Below are 26,006 nucleotides of genomic sequence, written 5' to 3'. Positions count from 1 at the left end.
TGGCATATTCTTCTTCACCATTCTTGGCACTTCTCGTAGAAAACGGCATTTTTTATACAAGTTTTTTTAGTGCTAGGAATCATTCTCATACTTTTTGCTGTTTATCTAGCATGGCCTAAATAAGAATCATAATTACATATAGCACATTAAATGAGTTATATTTGTATTGGTTATAAAATCTTGGTTGCCCAATAAGATTCACTAAAACTCTTTTCTGCTTATGAGTTATGGGTGACCCTGATTTTGCTTTATTGTAAACATCTGTTGTTATTTCTTTATACGTACTGTTGGGTATATCTAGTTCTAGTTCATCAATAATTTTAATTAATGTTTCAGCACTTAAAGATTGTAAGGTCATAAACCCATTCTATTTGCGAAAGATATGACATTTGTTCACTTCCTTGCTTATCGCGTTTATTAGTCCTCGTTTAATTCAAATGTAATGACTCCCCATTCTCCTTTTCCTTGATACCATTCAATACTACTTTGAAACACTCTTTTATATCCTTGTTTAGCAATTTCATTCATCCGTTCACCTAATTCAGAAGGTGTAAGACCAAAATATGGTAATATATAGTTAAAAACTTGAGGTGCGATAACTTGATCAACATAATATTAATTATTTTCTTAGCATTAACTTTTTTTGCCTCTATTACTGCATTAATTAATACTCATAAAATCCTAAGAGATCTAACAACGATAAAGGATAAACTAGGAATTAAAGAAGATAACATAAGTTCTAATTCCTTTTTTAAGAATGATCTTGATAAGGATTGATAAAATCGTGAACTTTATTCCAACTACTTAACGAAACATAATACTAAGTCTATTTCTTAAATAACTTACATTACATATAACGCGCCTGAATTAGAAACTGGACAATTTTATAAACTAAATCATCCACAGCTTCATCTATAATGTCCTGATTAATCCCGATGTACCTCATAGTGACAGATGGGGATGAATGATTAAATATCTGTTGAAGAACTGCAACATCCTTATACTTTTGATAAAAATGATATCCGAATGTCTTTCTAAGGGTGTGCCTGCCGATTTCATCTAAGCCCACCTCTTTGGCAGCAGTATTTAATATCTTCCAAGCTTGCACTCGGTGTATACGGGCGTTTCCTCTTCTGGACTTAAACAAATACTCTGCTTCCTCTTTCTTAACGGTAAAATCCGTAATATGGCGCTTTAGATCGTTGTTAATCTTAAACCGTTTCAATTTACCAGTCTTTTGCTCAGTTATAACGATATGGTTTTTGTTTCTCACATCACCTACCTTCAACTTAAGCAAATCACTTATTCTAAGACCGGTATTAATCCCTAATACGAATAAGAAGTAATTCCTTTCATGCTGGTTCATCAAGACTTCTTTCATTGCAGCAACTTTCTCTAAATCACGTATAGGTTTAACGGTGTTCAATGCAACAACTCCCTTTTAATATTCTTCTATGGCTTCCAGCACATACCGGCATGAGAAAGGGAGAAATTCTCGGGTTAACTTGGGAAGATGTTGATGTTGATTTTGAATCTAGAAAATTAAAAGTCAATAGAACACTATATAAAATAACAGGAGAATTTCTCTCGCAATCTCCCAAATCACCTTCATCTGTTAGAACAATATATATGGATGAAGATCTTATAAGATTTTTAAAAAAGCAAAAAGTAAAACAAAACATTGAAAAGATGAAGTTTGGGACTGTCTACAGAGAACATAATATGGTTTTTGCACAAGAAACGGGCGAGTTCATAAACCCTACTGCAGTAAACCAATTATTTTCTCGGTTCATTAGACAGTCCAAGCTCCCTCAGATGAGGTTTCACGACCTTAGACATACCCATGCCACTATTTTATTACAAATGGGCGTAAACCCAAAACTAGTGGCCGATAGGTTAGGACATTCTAGCGTTAAGATTACACTAGATACTTATTCTCATGTTCTACCAGAAATGCAACAAAATCTAATAGACCAATTCTCGAAAGCTATGAAAAGTGGTCAAATTGTGAGCAACTAAGTATTGAGGAGCGCTTAAACCCTACACCTTAAAGAAACCACCGACCCCTTTTACCATTGACGACACTTGGTTTACAGCATTCATCATTTGTCCCGCTGTATCCATCATCTTATTAAAATCAAGTGAACCATCTTGTGACTTAAAGCTATTCATAATCGATTGAACATTATTAGGTTGTTTCGCAACAAAAGATTGTTTTGGATACGGGTTCATGGTGTTATATTGGCTTTGCATATTATAAGATTTATTTACCGGCTGTTCATTGGGCTCGAGTGGATTGTGAAAATAATTCGGACTATCCTGTAAAGGGTAGTCTGGTTGGTGATTATTTACATCATGTTGAGGTGGATACATATTCCCATATGGAATTGTCTGATAGGGATAGTTATTCGTGTAAGCATAATTTATTTGAGATTGGTTCCATAATGGCTGTTGTTGTCCATTCATTATTGGGTGTGGAACGGACTGCATTACCGGCAGTTGTCTTATTTCAGTAGGGTAGGACATATTAGATTGGTAAGGTGCATAATATGGATTAAAGCTCCATGCAACAGGCATATTTCGTTTACTTTTCTCATTTCTTTTACGGCCAAACATGGGCAAACATCCTCCTTATTCATCATCATTATACTGTATGATGAATAGGCGCATTAGGTGATTATCCTCAATAAAATTTGCATTTTAAACAAGATATCCTTACTTTTCATTCTGTCATTAATTGTTGAACTTTGTCGGAAGTTTAAATTTTTGAAAAATAAACAATCTATTTATTTCGTGTTACTATAAATTTAAAGATTTGTTTTTTCCTACATTTCTTTAAAACTTCATATTTCATCGCATGATTGGATGAATATCCTTTTAAGATTATTTCATTATTTGGGGGAGGAAGATTCAAATGAATATTCACGAGCTAAAGCAGAAGTTTCAACAAGTGAAGGAAGTTAAGCCAGATCACGCGAACCAACTACTAGATTTCTCTAAACGAGCTTATATCCACAATGAAATTTCCATTTTGGATTATCGAAATCTTGTTCGTGAATTAGAATCATTAGGTGCTGTCATTCCTGAAAGTTTTTTTAAAGACGGATCCCTAATTACTATGAAATAGGAAAAAACATTCATAACTCAGAAGGAAAAAGGAGTCACTTTTTAGTGACTCCTTTTTCCTTCTATTATTTATACTGAAGCCTGCTCTCCCTTTTCCACTCATTCTTTGTAAGAAAAAGTCGCTCGATTATTTCATTCGTCCAAAGTTAGGACCTTTAAATCCTCAGTCTTAGTCTTGTTCACACTTCACTTTCTTCTACGATTCTTAACAACGTCTCAACAACATATTTTGCAGACTGCAATTGATTTGTAAATCTCGATTTACTTGTTTCAGGATAAAAGGCTTGAATGGAGCATGTTTCAATTTGGTCATAGGCGGAATTAATTTGCATCGGCCACAGCTTCTTCGTTGCTTTGGACTGTAAAAAATGAAGTGCTTCTTCCTGCCATACATCCAACTCTTGTTTCACCTTGTCTGCATAAGGCTTAACTTCGCCGAAAAAATCCGCTTTCTTATTTTCTTTTCTACCATCTATATAGCGCTTCTCTATCCATTCCAAATGCATTAACATCTCTTTTGAGTGTTTGGCTAGCTTGTTCATCATGTTCATCTCCAGTCATTCTGTAAAATCATAGATGAGCTAACCTTATTGTAGCTTACGACTATACTACTCGTAAATGATTAGCGATAACCAAGTTTGTATTTCACAAAATGTGAATCCGTCGTATCTTGTTGATGAAGCTCGTCCATCGGAAATCTTTCTAATTCCTCTAACTTTTTATGACACGCTTCTACTTTTTCTATTTGTTCTTCTTGTTGATTGAACTTTAATTGTTGTAGATTCTTTTGCACAGCTGTCTCTAAAGCCTCCAATTGATTATAGATATCCTCTAGCATGAGTAATAATTCTTGTTTTTCTGTCATATTGGGTTTCATTGACAAGTCATGCCTCCTTTAAGGTCGCGTCTTTGATATAATGTACATTCGCTTTCCTATTTTTTTCTCCTTTGCGATTGACAAAACTAGAACTGATTCGGCAAAGAAAGAAGGATTTTTTATATAATGACCTTCTTTCGACAGCATATGAATAAACGTTTGAAAATATGACTAAACGGCAACACTGAAAAGAAAATGAAACATTTTTGCCTTCTATTACGTCAAATATTACAAAACAAGTACACCTTGTTGGATTAGTGCTTTTTGACCACCCGATTACATCTTGCTTCTGGTATGATAAGGTATAGTTTGTGAGGTGAAGTCTATGGCATTTCATTACCCGAACGGGAGGAAATACGTACCTGCAGAAAAAAGCACATTAGAAAAAAGAAAACGCAAGAATCCGTCATATGGTAAAAGAGGTATGACATTGGAGGACGATATAAACGACAGCAACCAATATTACTTAGATAGAGGGATCGCGGTCATACACAAGAAACCAACACCAGTACAGATTGTTCAAGTGGATTATCCTGCAAGAAGTGCTGCCGTCATTAAAGAAGCATACTTTAAACAGGCATCGACAACTGACTATAACGGCATTTACAAGGGTAAGTATATTGATTTCGAAGCAAAGGAAACTAAAAACACCACTTCATTTCCTTTTAATAACTTCCATTTGCATCAAATTGAACATATGAGGAACATCATTAAACAAAGGGGCATTTGCTTTGTCATTTTACGCTTTTCGACAACTGGCGAGTTATTTTTACTAGAAGCTAAGGAATTACTTGTTTTTTGGGAACGCATGGAAAATGGCGGAAGGAAATCGATGACAAAGGATGAAGTGATAGAAAAAGGGCATCGCATAATACTTGGCTTTCAACCGAGAATTGATTATATTAAGATATTAGATAACATTTATCAGCTTGATAGCTCAACATAAGGTTTGAGATAGAAAGGAAGGACTTATATGTCAGAACAGTATAAATCTAGGGAGGAGCGCCGAAAACAACAACAGCAATCACCTAAACCGAAGAAGAAAAAATCAGGAAAAACGTTATTCAAGAAGATTTTTCTCACATTAATTGCACTCGGTATTGTTGGGATGATTGCAGGCGCAGCTACATTTGCCTTTATGGTTAAGGATGCTCCCGAGCTAGATCCAGCACTATTAAAGGACCCTATTCCGTCGGTACTTCTCGATATAAATGGTGAAAAAATTACGGAAGTCGGTGCTGGAAATTTAGATTATGTTGAATATGAAGATATACCTGACCTTGTTGAAAATGCTTTTCTGGCAACAGAAGATGTTCGCTTTTATGAACATAATGGCATGGATTTAATTCGATTAGGTGGAGCAGTTATCGCCAACGTAACAAAAGGTTTTGGTTCTGAGGGCGCTAGTACGATTACTCAACAGGTCGTAAAGAACTCATTCTTAAATAATGAAAAAACAATTAGCCGTAAAGCACAAGAGGCTTGGCTTTCATTCCAATTGGAACGAAAATATACGAAGCAAGAAATCTTTGAAATGTATGTGAATAAAATTTACATGTCAGAAAATAGTCACGGTGTGTTAACAGCATCACGTTTATATTTTGGTAAAGATTTGGATGAACTGGAGTTACATGAAGCCGCATTACTTGCAGGGATGCCGCAAAGTCCAAACAACTATAACCCGTTTACTCATCCAGAAAATGCCGAAAAACGACGTAACATTGTTTTATCTTTAATGAACCAACATGGATTCATTTCCGAAGAGCAAAAGACTGAAGCACAATCCATTCCTGTCACTGAAGGGTTAGTTGCTGAAGGTGAAAGAGAAATAGAAGATGATACACCTTATGATTCATTTGTCGATGTTGTCATTGATGAAGTAACTGAAAAATATCCTGACCTCGATATCTTTTCCGATGGTTTAACAATTCATACAACAGCAGACAAAGATATCCAAAAATATGTTTCAAATATCTTAAATAGCGAAGATGTCATACAATATCCTGATGAAGAATTCCAAGCAGGGATTACTTTATTAGATTCAAGTACTGGTGAAGTTCGGGCGATTGGTGGCGGACGGAATCAAGAAGTAAAACGTGGCTTCAACTTTGCCACAGACCAAAAACGTCAAGCAGGTTCAACATTTAAACCGATCGCCGGATATGCACCTGCCATTGAATTTAATCAATGGGGCACTTATCATACACTTGTTGATGAGCCATATAAATACAGTGAAGGAACCGAAGTAAATAACTGGGATAACTCGTTTAAAGGGACGATGACGATGCGCCAAGCATTGGCAGAGTCACGGAATATACCTGCTGTTAAAGCTATTCAAGAAGTGGGCACTGAGCAATCAATGGAATTTGCTAATCGACTAGGCTTTAACTTTAAAGATGAATATTATGAGTCATCTGTACTTGGTACAAAGGCCGTTTCTCCAATGGAAATGGCAGGTGCTTATAGCGCATTCGCCAATGAAGGTTTCTATACAGATCCTCATACTGTCAAAGCCATTGAAATGCGTGATGGTACGAAAATTGACACCACACCTGAAAGTGAAGCGGTGATGAATGATTACACTGCCTTTATGATTACAGATATGCTGAAGACAGCTATCTCAAGCGGTACCGGTACAACAGCAAATATCCCGGGATTACCTGTAGCTGGAAAAACAGGGACAACAAATTATACAGCAGAAGAAAAACAAAAGTATGATATCCCTAACGGTGCAACACCAGATGCCTGGTTTGCTGGTTATACAACGAATTATACGGCAGCAATTTGGACCGGATATGAAAGTAGGAAGACTTACCTACCATCAAACGGTTACGATCAGAAGATTGCCCAAATGCTCTTTAAAAACATTATGCAATATGCTTCAGAAGGGAAAGAAACAGCTGATTTCAAAATGCCTAACTCTGTTGAAAAAGTGGCGATTGAAAAAGGTAGCAACCCTGCAAAACTAGCAAGCGAATATACACCAAGTGATCAAATTATTACAGAGTACGCTGTCAAAGGAAATGCACCAAAAACCGTCTCTGAAAAGTTCGATAAACTTGAAGCACCGAATGGTTTCAATGCCAAATATAATAAAGAAGCCAATACGATTGAACTCGTATGGAAACATAAAGACAAAGATAATACTCAGTTTGTAGTGACCGGCGCTATTAATGATGGCGGTGCCCAAGAGCTCACGACAACATCTGAAACATCACTTACAATTGAAAATCCTGAACCTGATAGCACATATACATTCACCGTCAAAGCGGTTCAAGATGATAAGGAAAGTGATGCTGCCCAAACATCTGTTGACATACCGGCCACTGAAGAAGAGCCAGAAGAAGTCGAACCACCTGACGAAGAAACACCAGGTGATGGACAACAACCACCTGGAGACGAAGAAGGTGGCAATGAGAACGAGAATGGCAATGGTGACGGAAATAACAGCGAAAATGGCGATGGAAATGGAAATAACAATGGTGAGGGCAACGATAACAACAATGGTAATGGTAATGAGAATGAGAATGGTAATGAAGATAATAGTGAAGAAGAAAATCAATCACCTGAAGAAGAACAACCACCATCACCACCAGATGAAAACCCTGAGGAATAATCGTTATGTTAAAGGCAGAGAAGCTACCTTCTCTGCCTTTATCTTACCTGTGTGATTGTTTCAAAATATTCAAGAAGGCATTTGCTAAAGCTTCTGCATAATAAAAAACACTCTTCGCATTTTTAGTGCTTCGAGTGTTTTTTTCTTACCCTATTCTTAGCATCTAATTTAATTACTTCATTCATGAGTTCTATTAATTGAATAAAAGCTAAATGAAGTGCAGGTTGCCCCATAATAAATTGTAATCGATCGGCAAAGTTGAATGGGAGATGTACCAAACCATCACCTATTTGTTGTTCATCCAGTGATACTGGTTTTTCATTTAACCAATACACATATTGAACTAAAAGGGCAACTCCCAAAACCATGAGTTGCTCTGCTTCCTGCTTATCTCTTTGTTGATGGGCTGATTTTAGCCTGATCTTTAATTGATCCCATTCTTTAAGAATCATTGCGATGAATCGCTCTGACTCTTCCCAGGGTTTTTCAGAAGCTATTCCTTGATACAACTGTCTTTCGTAATAAAATGGGACAAACTCCCCTACTTGATCCTGTATATTATTAAAAAAAGGATGCTGTAACCTTTTTAACCGCTCATTCATATTATTTTACGCACCTAAACTTTTCATTCTCTTTTTACCTTCTCTACAAATATCAAGAACTGGACATTCTTGGCACTTTGGATTTTGTGCTTTGCAATGATAACGCCCAAAGAAAATTAAGCGATGGTGGGTCACAGACCACTCTTCTTCTGGTATTTTCTTCATAAGTGCTTTTTCGACCTCTAGAACTGAATCCTTCCATCTACAAAAGCCAAGACGTTTACTTACCCTCTCCACATGTGTATCAACAGCTATTGCAGGGACATTATAGGCCACTGATACAACCACATTCGCTGTCTTCCTTCCGACTCCTGGTAACTTTGTTAATTCATCGCGATCAGCAGGAACCACACCATCATAGTCATCTATTAACATGCGACATAGTTTTTGAATGTTTTTTGCCTTATTTCTATATAAACCAATCGAGCGGATATCCTGTTGTAATTCTTCAATGGATACATTTAAATAATCCTCTGGTGTTTTGTACTTTAAAAAAAGCTTGCTCGTCACTTTATTCACTAATACATCGGTACACTGCGCTGATAATGCCACCGCAATAACAAGTTCAAAAGGATTCTTATGAACGAGCTCGCAGTGAGCATCGGGAAACATTTCTCCCATTTTATCTAAACAATATCTAATGTCTTTCTTATTTAACATATATCATCACCATTCAAACTATTGTTCTAACCAATTATAAAAAGGTAGCGACTCATTTCTCTTATCACTATTCTCTACACTTTTCATTCTCTTCACTTGGTTTTGTCTAAATTTCTTCCCTTGATTTGTTGCTTGTTCTACTGTTTTTATACCATTCTTTTTCCACTCAAACAAGATGCGATCAATATAGCGGAAATTCAATTTACCAGATATCACCGCTTCTTTTAAGGCCGCCTTAATGATTTTCACCTCATGATGGTCATCATCTAACCAAAGGGCTAGAGTTTCACATTCAAAAGGAGAAAGTGGCCTGCCAAATTCACTTTCAAACACTGAATACAAATCAATTTCGTCTTGCTGATTTTCTTTTGCTTCTTTTCTTTTATCTGCAATTAAAAAAGCATCTGCTAATTTTTCCCAAAAACTATCTAAACAGTATTTTTCAAAGCGAATACCTTCTTCACTATAACCCTCATTTATAGTGATTAACCCTTTTTGTATTAAACGGCGAAGCATCCCCGCACAGTCCTCTGCTGAATAAGTCATTACTTCTGCAAGTTCAAAAGGTGTCGGGAAGTCATTTCCCTTATCACTAATTGAAATCAAATGGAGGATAAGAACTACTTCTTCTTCTTTTAGGTTCATTGCTTTGTACTGCGTTAATAAAGCTCCAGGAATTGTAATGTCTTTTTCCTGTAACCATTTTAATAATATTTTCTTTGGCATCATACACACCTCCATACAAGTATATCATGAACCCTTTTAAGAAAAGTATAGAAATGTATTCAAATAAAAGGTGTAAAAAAGTGAAAAAGAGCCACAAAATGACTCTTTTTCGTTTGTTATTGTGAAAAGCTTACGGATATAAGCGGTTTAAAAGTCTTGGGAATGGAATCGACTCTCTCACATGCTCCACGCCACTAATCCAAGCAACTGTTCGCTCTAGACCTAATCCAAAACCAGAATGAGGAACTGAACCGTATTGTCTTAATTCTAAATACCATTTGTATGCATCCATATCTAATTCATGTTCTGCTAATCTTTGTTTCAATAGCTCGTAATCGTGGATACGCTCTGATCCGCCAATAATTTCACCATATCCTTCTGGCGCTATTAAATCCGCACAAAGGACAACATCTTCTCTTTCAGCATCTGGCTGCATGTAGAAAGGCTTGATTTTTGTTGGGTAATGTGTAATAAAAACGGGTTTATCATAGCTCTCGGCAATCGCTGTTTCGTGTGGCGCGCCAAAGTCTTCTCCCCATGTGATATCATCAAACCCTTTTTCTTGTAAAAATGTAATGGCTTCATCATATGAAATTCTTGGGAATGGTGCTTGAATTTTCTCCAATTTAGACACATCTCTGTCTAATGTCTTCAATTCAACTTGGCAGTTTTTCACAACAGCTTGGACAATATAGGAGACATATTCTTCTTGCACTTTCAAATTGTCTTCAAACTCATAAAAAGCCATTTCCGGTTCAATCATCCAAAATTCGATTAGATGGCGTCTCGTTTTTGACTTCTCAGCTCGGAATGTTGGCCCAAACGAGAACACTTTCCCTAAAGCCATCGCCGCAGCTTCCATATATAATTGACCGCTCTGAGATAAGTATGCATCTTCATCGAAGTACTTAGTAGCAAATAACTCAGATGTCCCTTCAGGTGCACTACCTGTTAGAATTGGTGGATCAACCTTTGAGAAACCATTTTCATTAAAGAATTCATATGTAGCACGAATGATTTCATTTCGAATTTTCATGACAGCATGTTGTTTTCTTGAGCGTAACCATAGGTGGCGGTGATCCATCAAAAACTCTGTTCCATGATTTTTCGGTGTAATTGGATAATCAGTAGATTCATGAATCACTTCTACACCTGTAACGAGTAATTCATATCCTAAAGGTGAACGATCTTCTTTTTGTACTTTCCCTATTACGTACACACTAGATTCTTGTGTAACCGATTTTGCTGCTTTAAATACTTCTTCAGATACATCTGCTTTTACGACCACACCTTGGATAAAGCCAGACCCATCACGTAGCTGTAGAAAGGCAATTTTCCCACTGGAGCGTTTATTAGCAATCCATGCACCAATTTTCACTTCTTGATCAACATATTTATACGTTTCAGCAATTGTCGTTTTAATCAATTTAATACCCCTTCCAAAAACATTTACCAATTAGATTCAAGTCGCCTTTATTATACCCTTCTCTGATTCTCGAGGCAACTTTTCATCATACATAACTCTTGCATGAGAAAAGGAAGTGAAGGGCTCCACTTCCTTTAACGATTACTGCAGTTTATGATTCACAAATTCATGTATTCGACGAACAGCGGCTTCTAATAGGTCAAGTGATGTTGCATAGGATAAACGAATATTTTTCGGAGATCCAAAACCAGAACCAGGAATAACAGCTACCTTCGCTTCTTCTAATAAACCTTTTACAAACGCATCAACATCTTCATAACCTGTAAGCTTTGCTGCTTCTTCTACGTTAGGGAATAGATAAAAAGCACCTTGTGGTTTAATACATGTGAAACCTGGAATAGCTACTAATTGTTGATAGATAATATTTAAACGTTCTTCAAACGCATTTTTCATTTCTTCTACAGGTTGCTGTGAACCATTATACGCTGCAATCGCGCCGTATTGAGAAGGAGTAGTTGGATTAGACGTACTATGACTTGCTAGGTTTGTCATTGCTTTTATAATGGCTGTATTTCCGGCAGCATAACCAATTCTCCAACCTGTCATTGAATGAGACTTTGAAACGCCATTAATGATAATCGTCTGCTCTTTCAATTCTGGACTGATTTGTGCGATCGAAATATGCTGATGTCCATCATAAGTCAACTTTTCATAGATTTCATCAGAAATAATTAAGATATTATGTTTCAAACAAAACTCACCAATCGCTTCTAGTTCCGGCTTGCTATATAGCATGCCTGTTGGGTTACTAGGTGAATTAATGATGACAGCTTTTGTGCGATCTGTTATAACGCTCTCTAACTGCTGAGGCGTGACCTTATATTCATTTTCTTCAAGACCATCAATAAATACTGGCTTTCCGCCTGATAGTTTAACTTGCTCTGGATAACTTACCCAATACGGAGTTGGAATAATGACCTCATCACCTTTATTTAAGATGACTTGAAATAAAGTGTATAACGCATGCTTAGCACCACTTGTAACAATAATATCTGACGCTGGAATATCAATCCCTTGATCTTGTTTAAACTTGTTAGAAATGGCTTCTTTGAGTTTTGGTAGTCCTGCAGCTGCAGTATACTTCGTATATCCTTCATTCATTGATTGAACAGCTTCATCAATAATATGCTGGGGTGTATTAAAGTCTGGTTCACCCGCACCTAAACCAATAACATCAATTCCTTGTGCCTTCATTTCTTTTGCCTTAGCTGTAATTGCTAAAGTTGTAGATGGTGTCAGTGATTGCACTCTTTGTGCTAGTTCAAAGTTCATTATCCTAATCCTCCAGAATGTGTAATCTATCATTTTATATATGAACTGACCATGGAATAGTCAGCCGAACCACTTATTTAAAGATTTTCTAATATTTTTAATTCTTCGTTACCTGTCTCATAATCTATTACATAATAATTAAGAAGACCTTCGCCAGTTTTATAGGAAATCTCCCACAGAGGGATAGATTTTTCCATTCCAAGGTTGACAGAAATAATATCAGTGGGATTTTTTTTATTCATTGCCTTTTCGATTGCTTCTTCTTTCGAAATCCCATCTTTTTTATTTTTTATGATTACTTCATCCTCAGAATCGGCTGAAACCCATACATACACCTCTTCATCTTCTTTTGTAATTCCATCAATAATGTAATACGTTTCATTACCATTGTATAGAGTTACTCTTTTTACGGTCTGTAGATTCGCCTCATTTTCCGCTTTTTCTTTTGCCACTTTTTCCGCTTGATTTATCGGCTCCATCGCTTTTATATAAACTTTTGCCGAAAAACCGATAATGACAACCATAATGGCTAGTACGATGATTAGTATTTTTTTCATTCTTTTCACTACCTATGTACGATATATTGTAAAAACAGCTTTGCTATCATCATCCTTATCCAATGCTAAGCCGAACATTAAATCTTTTTCTTTTAGTGTTCTGTTTAAACTATCAACAATTTTGTATAAATCTGGACTATTTTGAATCGTTACTGTTGATAAGATCTCAATCTTGCTTTCCATCTGTATTTCCTCCTTGACAAGTAAGGCCCATTTTCTTTGTTACGTCTAATAGTATACCAGTAAAAGTGGTTTGCATAAATATTAGACGATTAGTTTTTAAAAATTATAACCATTGTTCAATGATATGAATCGTTTCATTCAAATCACACTCTTTTGCTTCTACAGACGGTATCGATTGTAGAAAAGCTTTTCCATAACTTGCGGTTTTAATTCTTCTATCAAATACAATCACAACACCCCTGTCAGTATTCGAACGAATTAAGCGGCCGAACCCTTGTTTAAAACGAATCACAGCTTCCGGTATGGCGAGCTCTTTAAAAGGATTTCCCCCATCTCTTTTCATCTTTGCAGCTTTCGCACTAGCTACAGGGTCATCTGGCGGTGCAAATGGTAGGCGAACGATAATCAAGCACGATAAGTCTTCTCCAGGAATATCTACTCCTTCCCAAAAACTACTTGCGCCTAATAATATTGCTTTATCAAACTTTTGGAAATTTCTTGTCAATCGCGAACGACTACCCCCTGAGATTCCTTGAGCAAAGATCGCATAATCACTAAGAAAGTCCGATTCCTTTATGAGTTGATATGTTTCTTTAAGCATTTCAAATGAAGTGAATAAAATGAGCATACGTCCCTTGGTTACTTCAGCAATGGAAATAATTTGCTCTGCGATACTGGCAATATACTCTTCCATTTTCACCGTTTTTATATCTGGTAAGTCTTTCGGTATAATCATTTTCACTTGTCTTTCATATTGAAATGGTGAAGGGATTTGCTGACTAGTACAAGGTAAACCTTCTAGGCCTAATTCTTTCTCCATATATTGAAACGACTGATTTACGGTCATTGTAGCAGAGGCTAAAACAACGCTTTTTTTCTTGGTAAAAAAGGACTGACTTAGTCGTTCAGAGACATCTAATGGTTCTGCATAAATAGAAGTGACATTCTGAATTGCACGTAAATCAACTTCTACCCAAGATGCTAAGGGGAAATTTTGGCTGTTTTTAAAAAAGAAGTGCAACGAATTGACATAACCTTCTAATTCCCTTACAGCAGATGAGACATCCTCTAATAAAGGCTGCGACTTCTCCGCAATAGGAGATGGTCCATTCTGAATAGCATGTAACCTTGCTGTCAACATTTGTATAACCTCTTTTAGAATAGAAGAAAACCTCTCCACTTGAATGTCAATTTGACGCCCATATTTAGCGATTAGGTTTTGGACATTCATTTTCACTCGCACTAATTTACTCTTCTTAGGACTAGATTTTTGCACAAGCTTCGAAATTAAGTAAAAGAACTCATCCATTTCTCTATGTAAGCTCTCCATCATTTCATTGACCTCAAATGAATGAATAACCTCATTTGAAACACCGACTTCTTCTAGCAATTGCTCAAGCTGAAAGATCCACTCTTTTTGTTCGAATAATCCTAATTTATTAATCGTGAGCCGAACAGTCATAAAATCTAGCATGCGTCCAAAATAAGGAGATGCAGCTTTTACAAAATGATGAGCCTCATCAATAATTGCATATTGATATGATGGCAATATATCATAATCACTGATTGTATCAGAAAGTAACATACTGTGATTCGTAATAATCAATTGTGCTGACTCAGCTTGCTTCTTTGCACGATTATAAAAGTCTTTTTCTCTAAAGTCCTTGTCGTTAATGAATAACATGCGGTTATTTTTAATTTGATTCCAATACAATTGACCGCCACTAGATAAATTAAGTTCGTCGACATCGCCTGTTGTTGTTTCTGTTAACCATACTAAAATTTGCATCTTCGTTAAGCATGTATCATAGTTATCATCATGACTTCTAAGTGTATGAATAAACTTTGCTAAACTAATATAATGATTTCTTCCCTTTAGAATACTTGCCTTGATGGGCATTGGTATCATTTGCGTTAGTAAGGGTAAGTCCTTCTGAAGCAATTGATCTTGAAGTTGAGTTGTGAAGGTACTAATCACGATTCTTTCGTTTTCCTGCAAAGAAAAAATAATCGAAGGAAGTAAATAAGCCAATGATTTACCTACACCAGTTCCTGCTTCAATAAGTGAATGTTGTTCGGAAATAAATGCCTTATAAACGGCATCCATCATCTGATATTGTCCCTCTCGTGATTCAAAAGGTTTGAACACTTTTTGCAAATAAGCTTCTTTTTCTTCTTTTGTATAAGGATACAAGATACCAGATTTGTTTAATTTCCCTACTTGCTTGTTTTGACTTTTACGAAGAGCGATCCCATGATTAATTTCTAAATTGCTAGGAAGGGATTGATGGCTCTCCTCTTTCCATTGAATCCAATCATCTAAATATAAATCTAAGTCACTTTTTAAGCCAAAGGAAATATCTTTTAATTGTTTCAAAGTAAGCAATGGTAAGCTTTTCATTTTCTGTTCTAATATTAAAAGTAATTCTGCTGTTACATAAGCATCGCTATCCGCTTGATGTGGCCTCTCATGAGAGAGCCCTAAGTTTAGCGATAAATCAGATAGCTTATAGCTATCCTCACTTGGTAAAAAAATCCTTGCCAGTTCAACTGTATCTATAATTGGGCCATAAAAACCTGCTAAACCAGCCATTTTAAACTCTTCCTGTAAAAACGATAAATCAAAAAGGACATTATGTGCAACGAAGTAGGCACCTTCAAGCATTTGCTCCACTTTCTTGGCAATCTCTGAAAATTTAGGTGCAGAGGCCACCATTTCGTCTGTTAGTCCGGTTAGTTCTTCTATAAATGGAGGGATACTGTGACTTGGTTGTACAAGTGAAGCGTACTGTTCAGTTATCTGTCCATTTTCAATCACTACTGCTGCTAATTGTATAATTTGATCACCCTTTTTAGGTGAATTTCCTGTTGTTTCTAAATCTACGACAACATATTTATTACTCATGGTTACACCTCGAACATTCTGTCACACAAAACGTTATCATAAAAAGGATAAAAGAGAAAGTTATCTTTCTTTATTTCGCAAATGAGGGTTTTAATCATCAAAAAAATACCCTTTGTTTATAGTAAATAAATATAATAAATTTGCATAACCCTATCAATTTACACCCTACCAAATGAGCATTTACTCCTCTTCTGAATACTTTTGCAAATTGTACATTTTATCTTCTTATTCACTCACATTTTTTAAGAATATCTCACTAATCTCTTCCCAGTTATCAAGAAATGATTCCCTATTCAGTTGATCCAGTTCAAGATAAAGATTACGTGCTTCTTTATCGACTTGTAAATAGTATGCCCGATAGTTTTCATCTAAGCGTAAGAAAACATCGGTATCTATCTTGTTTTCCTCATTTAAATAATTGATAGCCAATTGTAGATTTTTACGCTCTCTATTCATCTTTTCCTGCTCTTTATGATGCCAGTCATTTAATTGTTTTTGCACCGTTTTATTAAGATTATTAATGGCATCATTGCTATTTCTATGCCATTCTGACCATACTTCAGCCATTTCCGTGGTTCGTTTAAATTCTGCCTTTAGATCCTCTTGATTTTGGACATTAATAAACTGTCCATTTGCAGCCCTTGCCATTTCTTTCAACTGCGTTAAACCATCGTTATTAACTTGATAGCCAATGATTTGAACGACTGGACTTAAGTTAGAATCACTCAGTTTTTCCATTGCCTGTACAGGATTTCCTCCACAAGTTTCGATTCCATCACTCACAAGATAAATAATATTCGTATTCTCTGAACCATCATGTGATTCTAAATTAACCATTGCTTGTTCAACTGCTTTTGTCATTGGTGTCCATCCAGCTGGATTAAATTTACCTAGGGCATTTGTAAACTCTTTACTATCATAGGCTGAAAGAGAATACACTTGTTCTACAGTACTGCATGAAACCTCTTTATCTGCTTCATCTCCTGTTCCTTTATGTCCATATACAGTTAATGAAACTTTCGCTTTTTCTGGCAAACTATCAACAAATTGATTAATCGCTTCTTTTGCAAGTTCCATTCTTGTTTTTCCATTTTCTAGAGCACCCATACTACCACTAGCATCAAGTAATATAGCTACATTATAATTTTTCTTTAATTGGCTTTCCTCTTCAGTAACGGTTGGATCTGCAAATTTCATTGCTTGCCATTGATCAATCGGTACATTTGGCATACTTAAATTCTCTTTAAATAGGGAAAAGATTTCACGTTCATAGGCATCAATCTCTTCTTCTGTAGCCTCCATCGTAATAGAGGGTAGCTGATCAAGTGCCGACTTTACTTCATTGGAAAATTCCTTCATCGCCCATTCACCTGTGTAACCATAGTCAACTGATTCCTTAAACGATTGGGGAATAGGTAACAAAGTTTGAGAAACTGGATTTTCTTCATCTTTTATATCATTTGCTTTATCTGCTACAGCCTCAATTGATTTATCCTCATCTATAACTTCTTCTTTTTTTGTCTCTTCGTTGCTACATGCAACAATGATAAATATCGACAACACTGCTAATGCAAATAAAAAAGCGGTTTTTTTCACCTTGATCGTCTCCTTCAATGGTTTATTTCTCTTTATCCCTTCATACTCATACGAATTATTTTACCATTATTAACTAAAACTGTTGTCATTTTGTACAAAAAGAAACTATGAAAATAACAAGTCTGTAATGACCCCTTTCGGCTAATAATAAATTAGTAACCATTTGTGTCGATAAACACAATAAAATAAAAAGCACAAACAAATCCTTTTTAAAACAGAATTTGTTCGTGCTTATTCAATCAAGCATTTTTCTCAAACAGTTCAGGCATTTTCACAAAATCGTACTAGCTGGTTCCTGGTGAAGCATATCAATTATTTGATTATCTGCTCCCATAATCGCTACTTTTGGTTGATGACCTTTGAGTTTTTCCTCCGCTACTTGAGCATATGAAATGATAATCACAATATCCCCTTGTTGCACGAGACGTGCGGCAGCGCCGTTAACACAAATAACACCACTCCCTCTTTCACCAGGGATAATATACGTTTCGAATCTTGCTCCATTATTATTATTAACGATTTGTACCTTCTCATTTGGTAACATATCAACAGCATCTAAAATATCACTATCAATCGTAATACTGCCGACGTAGTTTAGGTTCGCTTCTGTTACTGTTGCTCTATGAATTTTGCCATTCATCATTGTTCTGTACATATTAAACCCTCCTCTATGACCTCATGCTGTAATGATGATATTATCGATTAAGCGGGCATTGGAAAATTTCACGGCCAACGCAATAATGATTACACCGTTAACTTCATTGCTTGGTTGTAATTCTGGATAAGAAAGAATCTCAATATAATCGACTTCACCACTTGTCTTCTCATGAAGCATTGTTTTCATCACTTCAATTATACGAGCTGTATTTCTTTCTCCTTCTGTGATGATTGCTTCCGCTGCCTGTAAACTCTCAAAAAGCACAGCCGCCTCTTTGCGTTCTATTTCTGTTAAAAATACATTTCTTGAGCTCTTTGCCAAGCCATCACTTTCTCTCACCGTATCCACCGCAATGAGTTCAATCGGAAAATTTAAATTTTTTACAAGCAAATCTATTACTGCAAGTTGTTGTGCGTCTTTTTTACCGAAGTAAGCTCTTTCCGGCTGAATAATATTAAATAATTTAGAAACAACCACGACAACACCGTCAAAATGTCCAGGTCTAGAAGCACCACAAAGTCTTTCTGTTCTTTCTTCAACATGAATTGTTATCGCTTGCTTCTGCGGATACATTTCATCTGCTGTTGGATGAAACAGGTAATCTACCTTCACTTCTGCTGCTAATTGCATATCTCTGTCTAAATTCCTCGGATAAGTGGCCAAATCTTCATTTTCTCCGAACTGTAGCGGATTTACAAAAACACTCATGACGACTATATCATTCTGTAAACGTGCTTTTTTAGCTAGTGTTAAGTGGCCTTCATGCAAATAACCCATAGTCGGGATAAGCCCAATTGATTTCCCTTCTCTTTGGAAGTCTTTGATGATTTTCTGCATTTCTTTGATGCTTGTCACTTTTTTCATTTCTTTCCTCCGTAGAGACTTAAAAGTTCTTCTTCTTTCATATTAAAAGAATGGCTATCCTCTGGAAATTGTCTACTCTTAACCTCTTTTACATACGCAGAAATGGCTTCTTCCATCATTTCTCCACTATTTAAATAGCGCTTAACAAACTTTGGTACCCTCTCCACGCCATATGTGAGAATGTCGTGGTACACAAGTACTTGGCCATCTGTATGCACACCCGCACCAATCCCAATTGTCGGGATATTTAAGATTAATGATACTTCTTTAGATAGCTGTTGTGGCACACATTCAAGAACAAGAGCAAAAGCCCCCGCCTGTTCACATTTTCTTGCATCATTGATTAGTTTTTGGGCTGTTTTTGCATCTTTACCCTGTACTTTGTAACCACCTAACACACCAACTGATTGTGGTGTTAAACCTAAATGTGCGACAACTGGTATACCTGCATTTGTCATTGCAGCAATTTTATCTATTACTTCATCTCCACCCTCAACCTTAACTGCATGAGCACCAGTTTCTTGAATCAAGGTTCTCGCATTTATGAGCGCATCTTCCATGGAAATATGGTAGCTCATAAACGGCATATCTACCACGATAAAAGTGTCTTTTGCCCCGCGCTTCACAGCTTTAGCGTGGTGAATCATATCATTCATTGTGACCGGAATCGTTGAATCATAACCTAATACAACCATTCCTAGTGAGTCGCCGACAAGAATTATATCGACATTAGCTTGCTCTGATAATTTAGCCTGTGGAAAATCGTATGCCGTGAGCATGGCTATTTTCTCACCTTTACTTTTCATTTTCAAAAAATCAGTCGTTTGTTTCATCCTACTTCCTCCTTTTTTAATAGGAAGAGGTGATGATCTACTGATAATGAGAAAGACATAAAAATAACCTTCTACAAAAAAAGTGCAGAAGGATAGTGTATATTCTCATTATTAAACTCATCCCTCTGTCCTGGTCCTAAATGGATCTAGGCAGATTTCGCGTATAAATGATGGTCAAACAGGTGCAGTTCTTACCGATACTGCCCACACAAAGTATATCAATAATTGTGTTAACTTTCTATAAAAAATATCTATTATTCTAAATCAATATCTGCAGAATAAATTTGATGTCGCACACCAGCCTCATCTTCTAAAAGCAATATGCCTTCATCTGTAATTCCTATCGCTTTACCCGCTATGGTACCAGATAGTGTACGCGCTTTTATATTTTTTCCTATACTAATGGCATAACTTTCCCATAAAATTCTTATCGGTTGAAAACCATTCTGTAAATAAAGTTGATAAAGTTTTTCGAGGTTGAATAAAAGTGTTTGAATAATCTGTGCGCGCGAGATTTCTTCTTTCTTTTCAATTGCAAGGGAGGTGGCGATAGGTTGAATCTCCTCGGGGTAGTCTTCTAATTTCTGATTCACATTAATACCAATTCCCATAATTATAGAAACGATTCGATCTGCATCTGCTTGCATCTCTGTTAATATCCCTGTTACTTTTTTACCATTAATCAACACATCATTAGGCCATTTAATTTCAGCTGTTAAACCGGTCACTTCCTCGATTGCCTGAACAACTGCAACAGCCGCAATAAGTGTTAATTGGGGTGCACGATGAGGGGGAAGCTGTGGCCTAAGAATGACGCTCATCCAAACACCCGTATATTTAGGGGATATCCATTTTCGGTCCATTCTCCCTCTACCGCTTATTTGCTCTTCTGCTACTACAATCGTACCTTCACAAGCACCATCTGTTGCTAATTGATGGGCTACTTTTTGTGTGGAGTCCACTGATTCCTCATAATGGATATGACTACCAAGTATTTTTGTTTTCAAACCATAACGTATTTCATCAGCAATCACTTTTTTGGGTGTAGCAATGATGCGATATCCTTTTCTTCTCACCGCTTCAAATTCAAACCCTTCTTTCCGAAGATTCTCTATATGCTTCCACACTGCTGTGCGTGAACAACCGAGTAAATCTGCAATAGCTTGCCCGGACAAATAATCATCTTGGTGAGTCGTGAAGGCATTTAATAACTTCTTCCTTATTTCTGATTCCATTGAAACAGCCACTCCCTGATATCTTCTTTATTATTTTGTAATTCTCCAAGTATAATTGCTTCCTCAACTTTTGCTAATAATTCCTTTAGCCAAGGGCCAGCTGATTGCTGACTCCAAGTGATAATATCAGTGCCATTGACTGCTAATTGTTTTCTTGAAGTAATCGACAATTTGCTATACATTTCAACTAAATGATCAGGATATTCTACTCTTTCATGATTGTATACTTGATGAAGTTTTTCAGCACTCACTGCTACTGATAAACCACTGTGGTAAATTGTAGTAGCTTGAAAAGGTGTTGAAAGTCTTTTTTGGAACCACTGATATAGATTGAGTATTTCTTTCAGGTCTTTACTTGACATCTTCCATTCTTTTAATCCTAACTTTGCTTCATGCTCATTTAATTGAAAAACCTTTAAGAGCAGAACCCATATTTCAAGCAAGGATAATGATTGAAGAGGATAAGTGACGAGCTGATCAAGTCCCTTCTCCTTTTGCGAAAGCATTGGTAAATAGAGATGCAAGTTTGAGTCTTGCAGAAGCGTCAAGGCATCTACTCGATAGTCTCCTTGTAATAATTTATTAAATTCAACAAGCTTCCTTTCAACTGCCACATGTTGCAGTAGATGGGCTTTCTTTTTTAATGCATCATATGTTCCTTCTTCGAGCAGGAAACCTAATTGACTTTTAAAGCGAAGCGCTCGCATCATTCTTAAGGCATCCTCATTAAAGCGTTCTTCACTTGAACCAACGGTCTTTATTTCTCTATTTTGAATTGATTCCCTTCCAGCGAAGGGGTCAATTAATTCACCATTTTTATCCATAGCAATGCTATTCATAGTAAAGTCTCTTCTCTGTAAATCTTCCTTTAAATGACGGATAAAACGGACTTCATCTGGTCTTCTAAAGTCACTATACGTTGACTCTGCCCTATATGTTGTTACTTCATATGCTTCACCTTTTAGGAGAATAAGTATGGTACCATGCTCAATACCTACATCAACCGTTTTAGAAAAAATCGCTTTCATTTCAATCGGTGTAGCAGATGTAGCGATATCTACATCTGCTATTTCACGACCAATTAGAAGATCCCTCACTGCACCACCGACAAAATAAGCTTCATAACCTGCTTCCTCAAGCTTTTCAATAATCGGAATAGCTCTTTGAAAAATTGGTTTCATCATTTCGCCTCACTTAATAGATCAAAATAAAGCTGCTCGTATTGTGAAACAATCTTATCGGCATGGAAACTTGTCAGTACAGATTCTTTTGCTTGTAATGATAATTTTGTATGTAATTTTTCATCTTGTAAAATATCTAATGCGACTGCTGCAATACTTTCTATATCACCCAGTTCACAAATATAGCCATTTACACCATCTTGGATAACTTCCGGAATCCCTCCAACATTTGTCCCTATACACGGTACATTGCATGCCATTGCCTCAAGTGCGACTAAACCAAAGCTTTCCTTTTCGGACAATAAAAGCATCAAGTCACTAATGGAATAAAGTTCCGCTAAGTTGTCTTGTTTGCCAAGAAAAATGACTTGGTGTTTTAAGGATAATTGGTCTACTAATTTTGAAATATCACTCATCTGTGGACCATCACCTACAAGTAGGAGCTTAGCTTTTATATGTTCGGCAATTTTAGCAAACGAACGCACGACATCATCTACCCTTTTTACACCACGAAAGTTAGACACATGAATAATAACCTTCTCGTCTTCAGCTATTTGAAATTCTTCTTTCAAGTAATCTACATCTTTTTTTACATATTCACGCTCATCAATAAAATTGTATACGGGAACAATTTTTTTCTGTGGATTGATTAAGTCGTAAGTTTGTGCAATTAATGCATTGGAAACAGCAGTAACACGATCCGATTGTTCAATTCCAAACTTTATTGCATCAGTTAATGATGAGTCATAACCAAGAACCGTAATATCTGTTCCATGCAAAGTTGTAACGATTTTAACATCACGCCCGCTCATTTGCTTCCCTAATATGGCACAGATCGCATGTGGCACCGCATAATGTACATGAAGTAAGTCAAGATTTTCTCTTTTAATGACTTCTGCCATCTTGCTTGCTAACGCGATGTCATAAGGCGCATATTGAAAAACGGAGTATTGATTAACCTCTACTTGATGGTAAAAAATATTATGATATATCTTATTTAAACGAAAAGGAATGCTTGAAGAAATAAAGTGTATTTCATGTCCTCTTTCTGCCAGCATTTTTCCGAGTTCTGTGGCAATTACCCCTGATCCACCAACAGTCGGATAGCAAGTAATCCCTATTTTAAGTTTTCTATTCATTCTTACACTCCAAATAAATCGTTTTCGATCATCAAAGGTTTTTTCACCATAAAACCTTCTGCATATTTAACACCAACTTGCTGTCCAAATAGGCGTTCTCTAGCTTCAACCATTTCCACATAGCCATTTGTTAACGGAGTATCGACAGCTCCCTCCGTTTTCGTGAATTGACTTTGGTAAGCGTTTAAACTGGCGATCTTTTTGTCTATTGTTGATGTAATATCTATCATAAAATCAGGTTGGTGAAATCCATTAATCATATAATAGTAAAAGCTTTTCACTTTATGATCCGTTTGATACTCATTCGTTTGATATTTACGAATACCTGCAGAAAAGACTGCTTCCTCGACAATTTTCGTTGCATTCGCATGATCTGGGTGCCTATCTATTTCATATGGTGCAAAGACAATTGTCGGCTGATACTTCCTAATCATTTCTACTACCTGTTTGATACGCTCACTTGTTAAAAATAACTGTCTATCACCTAAATGAAGTCCTTCTCTTACAGACACATTTAATATTCGCCCTGCTGCAATTGCTTCTGTTTTCCTCAGAGTAGGATTACCGTTAGACGACAACTCGGCTTCTGTTAAATCGCAAATCCCTACTTTATAACCTTTTTCCACATACTTCGCTATTGTTCCTGACATGCCGATTTCTACATCATCGGCATGCGCTCCGAAAGCAAGGATATCAAGCTTTATTTCGTTCATTTCTATTCACTCTCTTTTATAATTTCTCTCCAGGAAAAATCTCCTCGTTCAAGTCCTTTTATTAAGACTTCCGCTGTGCCCATATTTGTCGCTAAGGGTACAGCGTAAACATCACATAATCGGATTAACGCCGTAATATCTGGTTCATGTGGTTGTGCGGTGAGCGGGTCTCTAAAAAACAAGACGAGATCCATTTTATTTTGCGCAATCATACTTCCAATTTGCTGATCCCCACCCAGTGGTCCAGATTGAAAACGATGCACAGTTAGATTAGCTTCCTGCTGTAACCTTAAACCCGTCGTACCAGTTGCAAATAATTGGTGCTGTGAAAGAATAACTTGATACGCTTTAGAAAAATTCACAATATCATTCTTCTTTTTGTCATGAGCAATTAATGCAATGTTCATCGGCACCGCCTCCATACTTACTCCATAATATTTTCTAATCCGTAAACTAACGTATCAATTTTAACTACAGTATCGACAGCTAATGCTACACCACTCATGAATGATTCGCGATTGTATGAATCATGGCGAATTTGCAGTGTTTGTCCACTAGAACCAAACATTACTTGTTGATGTGCAATTAAGCCAGGAAGTCTAACGGAGTGAATATGCATTCCATCAAAATCAGCCCCACGAGCTCCAGCTAGCGTTTCCTTTTCATTAGGATGTCCTTGTTGCTTACTCTCTCTTACATCACGAATCATCTCAGCTGTTTTAACAGCAGTGCCAGATGGCGCATCTAATTTTTGATCATGATGCATTTCAATAATCTCTACATCATTAAAGTACTTAGCTGCCATTTGAGAAAACTTCATCATAAGCACAGCACCAACAGCAAAGTTTGGCGCAATAATCGCACCTAAACTGGTATCATGACATAAATCCTCTAGTTCTTGTAAGTTCTCTTTGGTAAATCCAGTTGTACCAACAACTGGTCTCACTCCATAAGTAAGCGCTGTTTTCGTATGATGCATACCAACTTCAGGCGTGGTTAAATCAATAAGAACATCACACGCTTCATTTTTAAAACATTTTTCTATATCAGAATAAACAGGAACATCGATTCCCTCAAAACCTTTAAAATCACTTAAAATGCCACCATCATTTTTATGATCTACAACTGCTACTAATTCATAATTATCTTTGTTCTGAACTAACTTAACTGCCTCACTTCCCATTCTACCTCTTGGACCTGCAATCACGATTTTAATTGTGTTCATTATTTTTTCCCCCTTCTTCAATACGTGTCCATCTATCTTTATCGCGCGTTTGAAACTTGTGCATTACTTGGTCATGCGCTTTTGCTAAATCTATATTTAGAGAATTAGCAAGACAAATTAAAACAAAAAGCATGTCTCCCATTTCTTCTTCTATTGCCTTTTCTTTTTCTGTACTCTTTTTTGGTTTTTCACCATATGTATGATTGACTTCTCTTGCCAGCTCCCCTAATTCCTCTGTCAATCTTGCCACCATAGCAAGTGGACTAAAATACCCCTCTTTAAATTGCCCAATATAGGTATCTACTTCCCTCTGTAATTCTTCCATCGACTTACTCATTGCTTCTCACCTCATATACATACCTTTTCAAATCATTTTATTCACACTCTCCATGTTAGCTAAACATAGCCATTTTTACAATTCCTATCGTTTAATTCTTTATTTCTGTCCCATAAAAATAGTCTATGAATGAGAGAATGTGCTGCCTTGCTCCCCTGTCAAGCGTGATTGCTTATCCTCTATTGAATCTATATAATGAGATGGCAAGTAATATA

At 36.5% G+C, this 26,006-nt stretch carries 28 protein-coding genes; 4 read left to right on the top strand and 24 right to left on the bottom strand.

Annotated features, from left to right (window positions below):
• Positions 1 to 115 precede the first annotated feature (115 nt).
• Together LCM23_RS13710 and LCM23_RS13705 are read right to left on the bottom strand one after the other, a co-directional pair.
• Positions 116 to 358 (bottom strand): hypothetical protein, encoded by a 243-nt coding sequence (locus LCM23_RS13710; RefSeq protein WP_224937465.1) that lies wholly within the window; start codon positions 356 to 358, stop codon positions 116 to 118.
• Positions 359 to 847: 489 nt separating this feature from the next.
• Entirely contained in the window at positions 848 to 1,426 is a 579-nt protein-coding gene (locus tag LCM23_RS13705; RefSeq protein ID WP_224937464.1) for a site-specific integrase, read from the bottom strand.
• On the opposite strand from LCM23_RS13705, the gene LCM23_RS13700 reads away from it, so the two are divergent.
• Positions 1,426 to 2,019: a site-specific integrase gene (locus tag LCM23_RS13700; protein ID WP_224937463.1), complete on the top strand. Its 594-nt coding sequence runs from the start codon at positions 1,426 to 1,428 to the stop codon at positions 2,017 to 2,019. The genes LCM23_RS13705 and LCM23_RS13700 overlap by 1 nt on opposite strands.
• Before the next feature lie 21 nt (positions 2,020 to 2,040).
• Here the strand turns inward: LCM23_RS13700 and LCM23_RS13695 are convergent, their stop codons facing one another.
• A complete protein-coding gene (locus LCM23_RS13695; protein WP_224937462.1) occupies positions 2,041 to 2,616 on the bottom strand; it encodes a YppG family protein in 576 nt (191 codons plus the stop codon).
• Between the two features lie 298 nt (positions 2,617 to 2,914).
• On the opposite strand from LCM23_RS13695, the gene LCM23_RS13690 reads away from it, so the two are divergent.
• Complete coding sequence (locus LCM23_RS13690) at positions 2,915 to 3,127, top strand: YppF family protein (RefSeq protein WP_095372800.1); 213 nt, start codon at positions 2,915 to 2,917, stop codon at positions 3,125 to 3,127.
• A 178-nt stretch (positions 3,128 to 3,305) separates the two neighbouring features.
• On the opposite strand, the gene LCM23_RS13685 is transcribed toward LCM23_RS13690, so the two are convergent.
• Together LCM23_RS13685 and LCM23_RS13680 are read right to left on the bottom strand one after the other, a co-directional pair.
• Entirely contained in the window at positions 3,306 to 3,668 is a 363-nt protein-coding gene (locus tag LCM23_RS13685; protein ID WP_224937461.1) for a DUF1798 family protein, read from the bottom strand.
• A gap of 80 nt (positions 3,669 to 3,748) precedes the next feature.
• A complete protein-coding gene (locus LCM23_RS13680) occupies positions 3,749 to 4,009 on the bottom strand; it encodes a hypothetical protein (protein ID WP_224937460.1) in 261 nt (86 codons plus the stop codon).
• Positions 4,010 to 4,328: 319 nt separating this feature from the next.
• On the opposite strand from LCM23_RS13680, the gene recU reads away from it, so the two are divergent.
• The gene (gene recU / locus LCM23_RS13675) at positions 4,329 to 4,949 is read left to right on the top strand and encodes a Holliday junction resolvase RecU (protein ID WP_224937459.1); all 621 of its coding nucleotides are present in this window, start codon (positions 4,329 to 4,331) and stop codon (positions 4,947 to 4,949) included.
• A 27-nt stretch (positions 4,950 to 4,976) separates the two neighbouring features.
• Complete coding sequence (locus tag LCM23_RS13670) at positions 4,977 to 7,619, top strand: transglycosylase domain-containing protein (RefSeq protein WP_224937458.1); 2,643 nt, start codon at positions 4,977 to 4,979, stop codon at positions 7,617 to 7,619.
• Positions 7,620 to 7,741: 122 nt separating this feature from the next.
• Here LCM23_RS13670 and LCM23_RS13665 read toward each other — a convergent pair whose 3' ends face one another.
• From LCM23_RS13665 to LCM23_RS13575, 19 genes are all read right to left on the bottom strand, one after another.
• On the bottom strand, positions 7,742 to 8,221 hold the full coding sequence (locus tag LCM23_RS13665; protein WP_224937457.1) for a YpoC family protein: 480 nt from the start codon (positions 8,219 to 8,221) through the stop codon (positions 7,742 to 7,744).
• Between the two features lie 6 nt (positions 8,222 to 8,227).
• Positions 8,228 to 8,881 carry an endonuclease III gene (nth, locus tag LCM23_RS13660; protein WP_224937456.1) on the bottom strand — a complete coding sequence of 218 codons (654 nt, stop codon included), beginning with the start codon at positions 8,879 to 8,881 and terminating at the stop codon, positions 8,228 to 8,230.
• 18 nt (positions 8,882 to 8,899) lie between these two features.
• Positions 8,900 to 9,607 (bottom strand): DnaD domain-containing protein, encoded by a 708-nt coding sequence (locus LCM23_RS13655; RefSeq protein ID WP_224937455.1) that lies wholly within the window; start codon positions 9,605 to 9,607, stop codon positions 8,900 to 8,902.
• 130 nt (positions 9,608 to 9,737) lie between these two features.
• Positions 9,738 to 11,030 (bottom strand): asparagine--tRNA ligase, encoded by a 1,293-nt coding sequence (asnS, locus tag LCM23_RS13650; RefSeq protein ID WP_224937644.1) that lies wholly within the window; start codon positions 11,028 to 11,030, stop codon positions 9,738 to 9,740.
• A 144-nt stretch (positions 11,031 to 11,174) separates the two neighbouring features.
• Complete coding sequence (locus LCM23_RS13645; protein ID WP_224937454.1) at positions 11,175 to 12,365, bottom strand: pyridoxal phosphate-dependent aminotransferase; 1,191 nt, start codon at positions 12,363 to 12,365, stop codon at positions 11,175 to 11,177.
• Positions 12,366 to 12,442: 77 nt separating this feature from the next.
• Positions 12,443 to 12,922, bottom strand: a complete 480-nt coding sequence (locus LCM23_RS13640; RefSeq protein WP_224937453.1) for a cell wall elongation regulator TseB-like domain-containing protein — start codon at positions 12,920 to 12,922, stop codon at positions 12,443 to 12,445.
• 12 nt (positions 12,923 to 12,934) lie between these two features.
• Positions 12,935 to 13,105: a YpmA family protein gene (locus tag LCM23_RS13635; RefSeq protein WP_191810924.1), complete on the bottom strand. Its 171-nt coding sequence runs from the start codon at positions 13,103 to 13,105 to the stop codon at positions 12,935 to 12,937.
• 103 nt (positions 13,106 to 13,208) lie between these two features.
• The gene (gene dinG, locus LCM23_RS13630; RefSeq protein WP_224937452.1) at positions 13,209 to 16,010 is read right to left on the bottom strand and encodes an ATP-dependent DNA helicase DinG; all 2,802 of its coding nucleotides are present in this window, start codon (positions 16,008 to 16,010) and stop codon (positions 13,209 to 13,211) included.
• A 225-nt stretch (positions 16,011 to 16,235) separates the two neighbouring features.
• Positions 16,236 to 17,606 carry a vWA domain-containing protein gene (locus tag LCM23_RS13625; protein WP_224937451.1) on the bottom strand — a complete coding sequence of 457 codons (1,371 nt, stop codon included), beginning with the start codon at positions 17,604 to 17,606 and terminating at the stop codon, positions 16,236 to 16,238.
• A 271-nt stretch (positions 17,607 to 17,877) separates the two neighbouring features.
• Entirely contained in the window at positions 17,878 to 18,261 is a 384-nt protein-coding gene (gene panD, locus LCM23_RS13620) for an aspartate 1-decarboxylase (protein ID WP_095372786.1), read from the bottom strand.
• Between the two features lie 21 nt (positions 18,262 to 18,282).
• Complete coding sequence (gene panC / locus LCM23_RS13615) at positions 18,283 to 19,128, bottom strand: pantoate--beta-alanine ligase (RefSeq protein ID WP_224937450.1); 846 nt, start codon at positions 19,126 to 19,128, stop codon at positions 18,283 to 18,285.
• Complete coding sequence (gene panB, locus LCM23_RS13610; protein ID WP_224937449.1) at positions 19,125 to 19,961, bottom strand: 3-methyl-2-oxobutanoate hydroxymethyltransferase; 837 nt, start codon at positions 19,959 to 19,961, stop codon at positions 19,125 to 19,127. Before panB ends, panC begins: the two co-directional genes overlap by 4 nt.
• 254 nt (positions 19,962 to 20,215) lie before the next feature.
• Positions 20,216 to 21,196, bottom strand: a complete 981-nt coding sequence (locus LCM23_RS13605) for a biotin--[acetyl-CoA-carboxylase] ligase (RefSeq protein ID WP_224937448.1) — start codon at positions 21,194 to 21,196, stop codon at positions 20,216 to 20,218.
• A complete protein-coding gene (locus tag LCM23_RS13600; protein WP_224937447.1) occupies positions 21,181 to 22,377 on the bottom strand; it encodes a CCA tRNA nucleotidyltransferase in 1,197 nt (398 codons plus the stop codon). Before LCM23_RS13600 ends, LCM23_RS13605 begins: the two co-directional genes overlap by 16 nt.
• Positions 22,377 to 23,516: an N-acetyl-alpha-D-glucosaminyl L-malate synthase BshA gene (gene bshA, locus LCM23_RS13595; RefSeq protein WP_224937446.1), complete on the bottom strand. Its 1,140-nt coding sequence runs from the start codon at positions 23,514 to 23,516 to the stop codon at positions 22,377 to 22,379. The genes LCM23_RS13600 and bshA overlap by 1 nt, the downstream gene beginning before the upstream one ends.
• Positions 23,517 to 23,518: 2 nt before the next feature.
• Positions 23,519 to 24,229 carry a bacillithiol biosynthesis deacetylase BshB1 gene (bshB1, locus tag LCM23_RS13590; protein WP_224937445.1) on the bottom strand — a complete coding sequence of 237 codons (711 nt, stop codon included), beginning with the start codon at positions 24,227 to 24,229 and terminating at the stop codon, positions 23,519 to 23,521.
• A 2-nt stretch (positions 24,230 to 24,231) separates the two neighbouring features.
• On the bottom strand, positions 24,232 to 24,636 hold the full coding sequence (gene mgsA, locus LCM23_RS13585; RefSeq protein WP_224937444.1) for a methylglyoxal synthase: 405 nt from the start codon (positions 24,634 to 24,636) through the stop codon (positions 24,232 to 24,234).
• A gap of 17 nt (positions 24,637 to 24,653) precedes the next feature.
• Entirely contained in the window at positions 24,654 to 25,454 is an 801-nt protein-coding gene (dapB, locus tag LCM23_RS13580) for a 4-hydroxy-tetrahydrodipicolinate reductase (RefSeq protein WP_224937443.1), read from the bottom strand.
• Positions 25,441 to 25,791, bottom strand: a complete 351-nt coding sequence (locus LCM23_RS13575; protein WP_224937442.1) for a nucleotide pyrophosphohydrolase — start codon at positions 25,789 to 25,791, stop codon at positions 25,441 to 25,443. The genes dapB and LCM23_RS13575 overlap by 14 nt, the downstream gene beginning before the upstream one ends.
• Positions 25,792 to 26,006: the final 215 nt, after the last annotated feature.

It is taken from the genome of Cytobacillus kochii, assembly GCF_020171845.1.
Classification (GTDB): Bacteria; Bacillota; Bacilli; order Bacillales; family Cytobacillaceae; genus Cytobacillus; species Cytobacillus kochii.
The sequence above is the reverse complement of the archived record's forward strand: the minus strand, read 5'-3'. Positions and strand labels throughout refer to the sequence as shown.

Bases quoted from the DNA above. Each gene is read 5' to 3' on its own strand.
- LCM23_RS13710 (WP_224937465.1), bottom strand. From the start codon at position 358: ATGACCTTACAATCTTTAAGTGCTGAAACATTAATTAAAATTATTGAT.
- LCM23_RS13700 (WP_224937463.1), top strand. From the start codon at position 1,426: ATGCAACAACTCCCTTTTAATATTCTTCTATGGCTTCCAGCACATACC.
- LCM23_RS13695 (WP_224937462.1), bottom strand. From the start codon at position 2,616: ATGTTTGGCCGTAAAAGAAATGAGAAAAGTAAACGAAATATGCCTGTT.
- LCM23_RS13690 (WP_095372800.1), top strand. From the start codon at position 2,915: ATGAATATTCACGAGCTAAAGCAGAAGTTTCAACAAGTGAAGGAAGTT.
- LCM23_RS13685 (WP_224937461.1), bottom strand. From the start codon at position 3,668: ATGAACAAGCTAGCCAAACACTCAAAAGAGATGTTAATGCATTTGGAA.
- recU (WP_224937459.1), top strand. From the start codon at position 4,329: ATGGCATTTCATTACCCGAACGGGAGGAAATACGTACCTGCAGAAAAA.
- LCM23_RS13670 (WP_224937458.1), top strand. From the start codon at position 4,977: ATGTCAGAACAGTATAAATCTAGGGAGGAGCGCCGAAAACAACAACAG.
- LCM23_RS13665 (WP_224937457.1), bottom strand. From the start codon at position 8,221: ATGAATGAGCGGTTAAAAAGGTTACAGCATCCTTTTTTTAATAATATA.
- nth (WP_224937456.1), bottom strand. From the start codon at position 8,881: ATGTTAAATAAGAAAGACATTAGATATTGTTTAGATAAAATGGGAGAA.
- LCM23_RS13655 (WP_224937455.1), bottom strand. From the start codon at position 9,607: ATGCCAAAGAAAATATTATTAAAATGGTTACAGGAAAAAGACATTACA.
- LCM23_RS13645 (WP_224937454.1), bottom strand. From the start codon at position 12,365: ATGAACTTTGAACTAGCACAAAGAGTGCAATCACTGACACCATCTACA.
- LCM23_RS13640 (WP_224937453.1), bottom strand. From the start codon at position 12,922: ATGAAAAAAATACTAATCATCGTACTAGCCATTATGGTTGTCATTATC.
- LCM23_RS13635 (WP_191810924.1), bottom strand. From the start codon at position 13,105: ATGGAAAGCAAGATTGAGATCTTATCAACAGTAACGATTCAAAATAGT.
- dinG (WP_224937452.1), bottom strand. From the start codon at position 16,010: ATGAGTAATAAATATGTTGTCGTAGATTTAGAAACAACAGGAAATTCA.
- panD (WP_095372786.1), bottom strand. From the start codon at position 18,261: ATGTACAGAACAATGATGAATGGCAAAATTCATAGAGCAACAGTAACA.
- panC (WP_224937450.1), bottom strand. From the start codon at position 19,128: ATGAAAAAAGTGACAAGCATCAAAGAAATGCAGAAAATCATCAAAGAC.
- panB (WP_224937449.1), bottom strand. From the start codon at position 19,961: ATGAAACAAACGACTGATTTTTTGAAAATGAAAAGTAAAGGTGAGAAA.
- LCM23_RS13605 (WP_224937448.1), bottom strand. From the start codon at position 21,196: ATGGAATCAGAAATAAGGAAGAAGTTATTAAATGCCTTCACGACTCAC.
- LCM23_RS13600 (WP_224937447.1), bottom strand. From the start codon at position 22,377: ATGAAACCAATTTTTCAAAGAGCTATTCCGATTATTGAAAAGCTTGAG.
- bshA (WP_224937446.1), bottom strand. From the start codon at position 23,516: ATGAATAGAAAACTTAAAATAGGGATTACTTGCTATCCGACTGTTGGT.
- bshB1 (WP_224937445.1), bottom strand. From the start codon at position 24,229: ATGAACGAAATAAAGCTTGATATCCTTGCTTTCGGAGCGCATGCCGAT.
- mgsA (WP_224937444.1), bottom strand. From the start codon at position 24,636: ATGAACATTGCATTAATTGCTCATGACAAAAAGAAGAATGATATTGTG.
- dapB (WP_224937443.1), bottom strand. From the start codon at position 25,454: ATGAACACAATTAAAATCGTGATTGCAGGTCCAAGAGGTAGAATGGGA.
- LCM23_RS13575 (WP_224937442.1), bottom strand. From the start codon at position 25,791: ATGAGTAAGTCGATGGAAGAATTACAGAGGGAAGTAGATACCTATATT.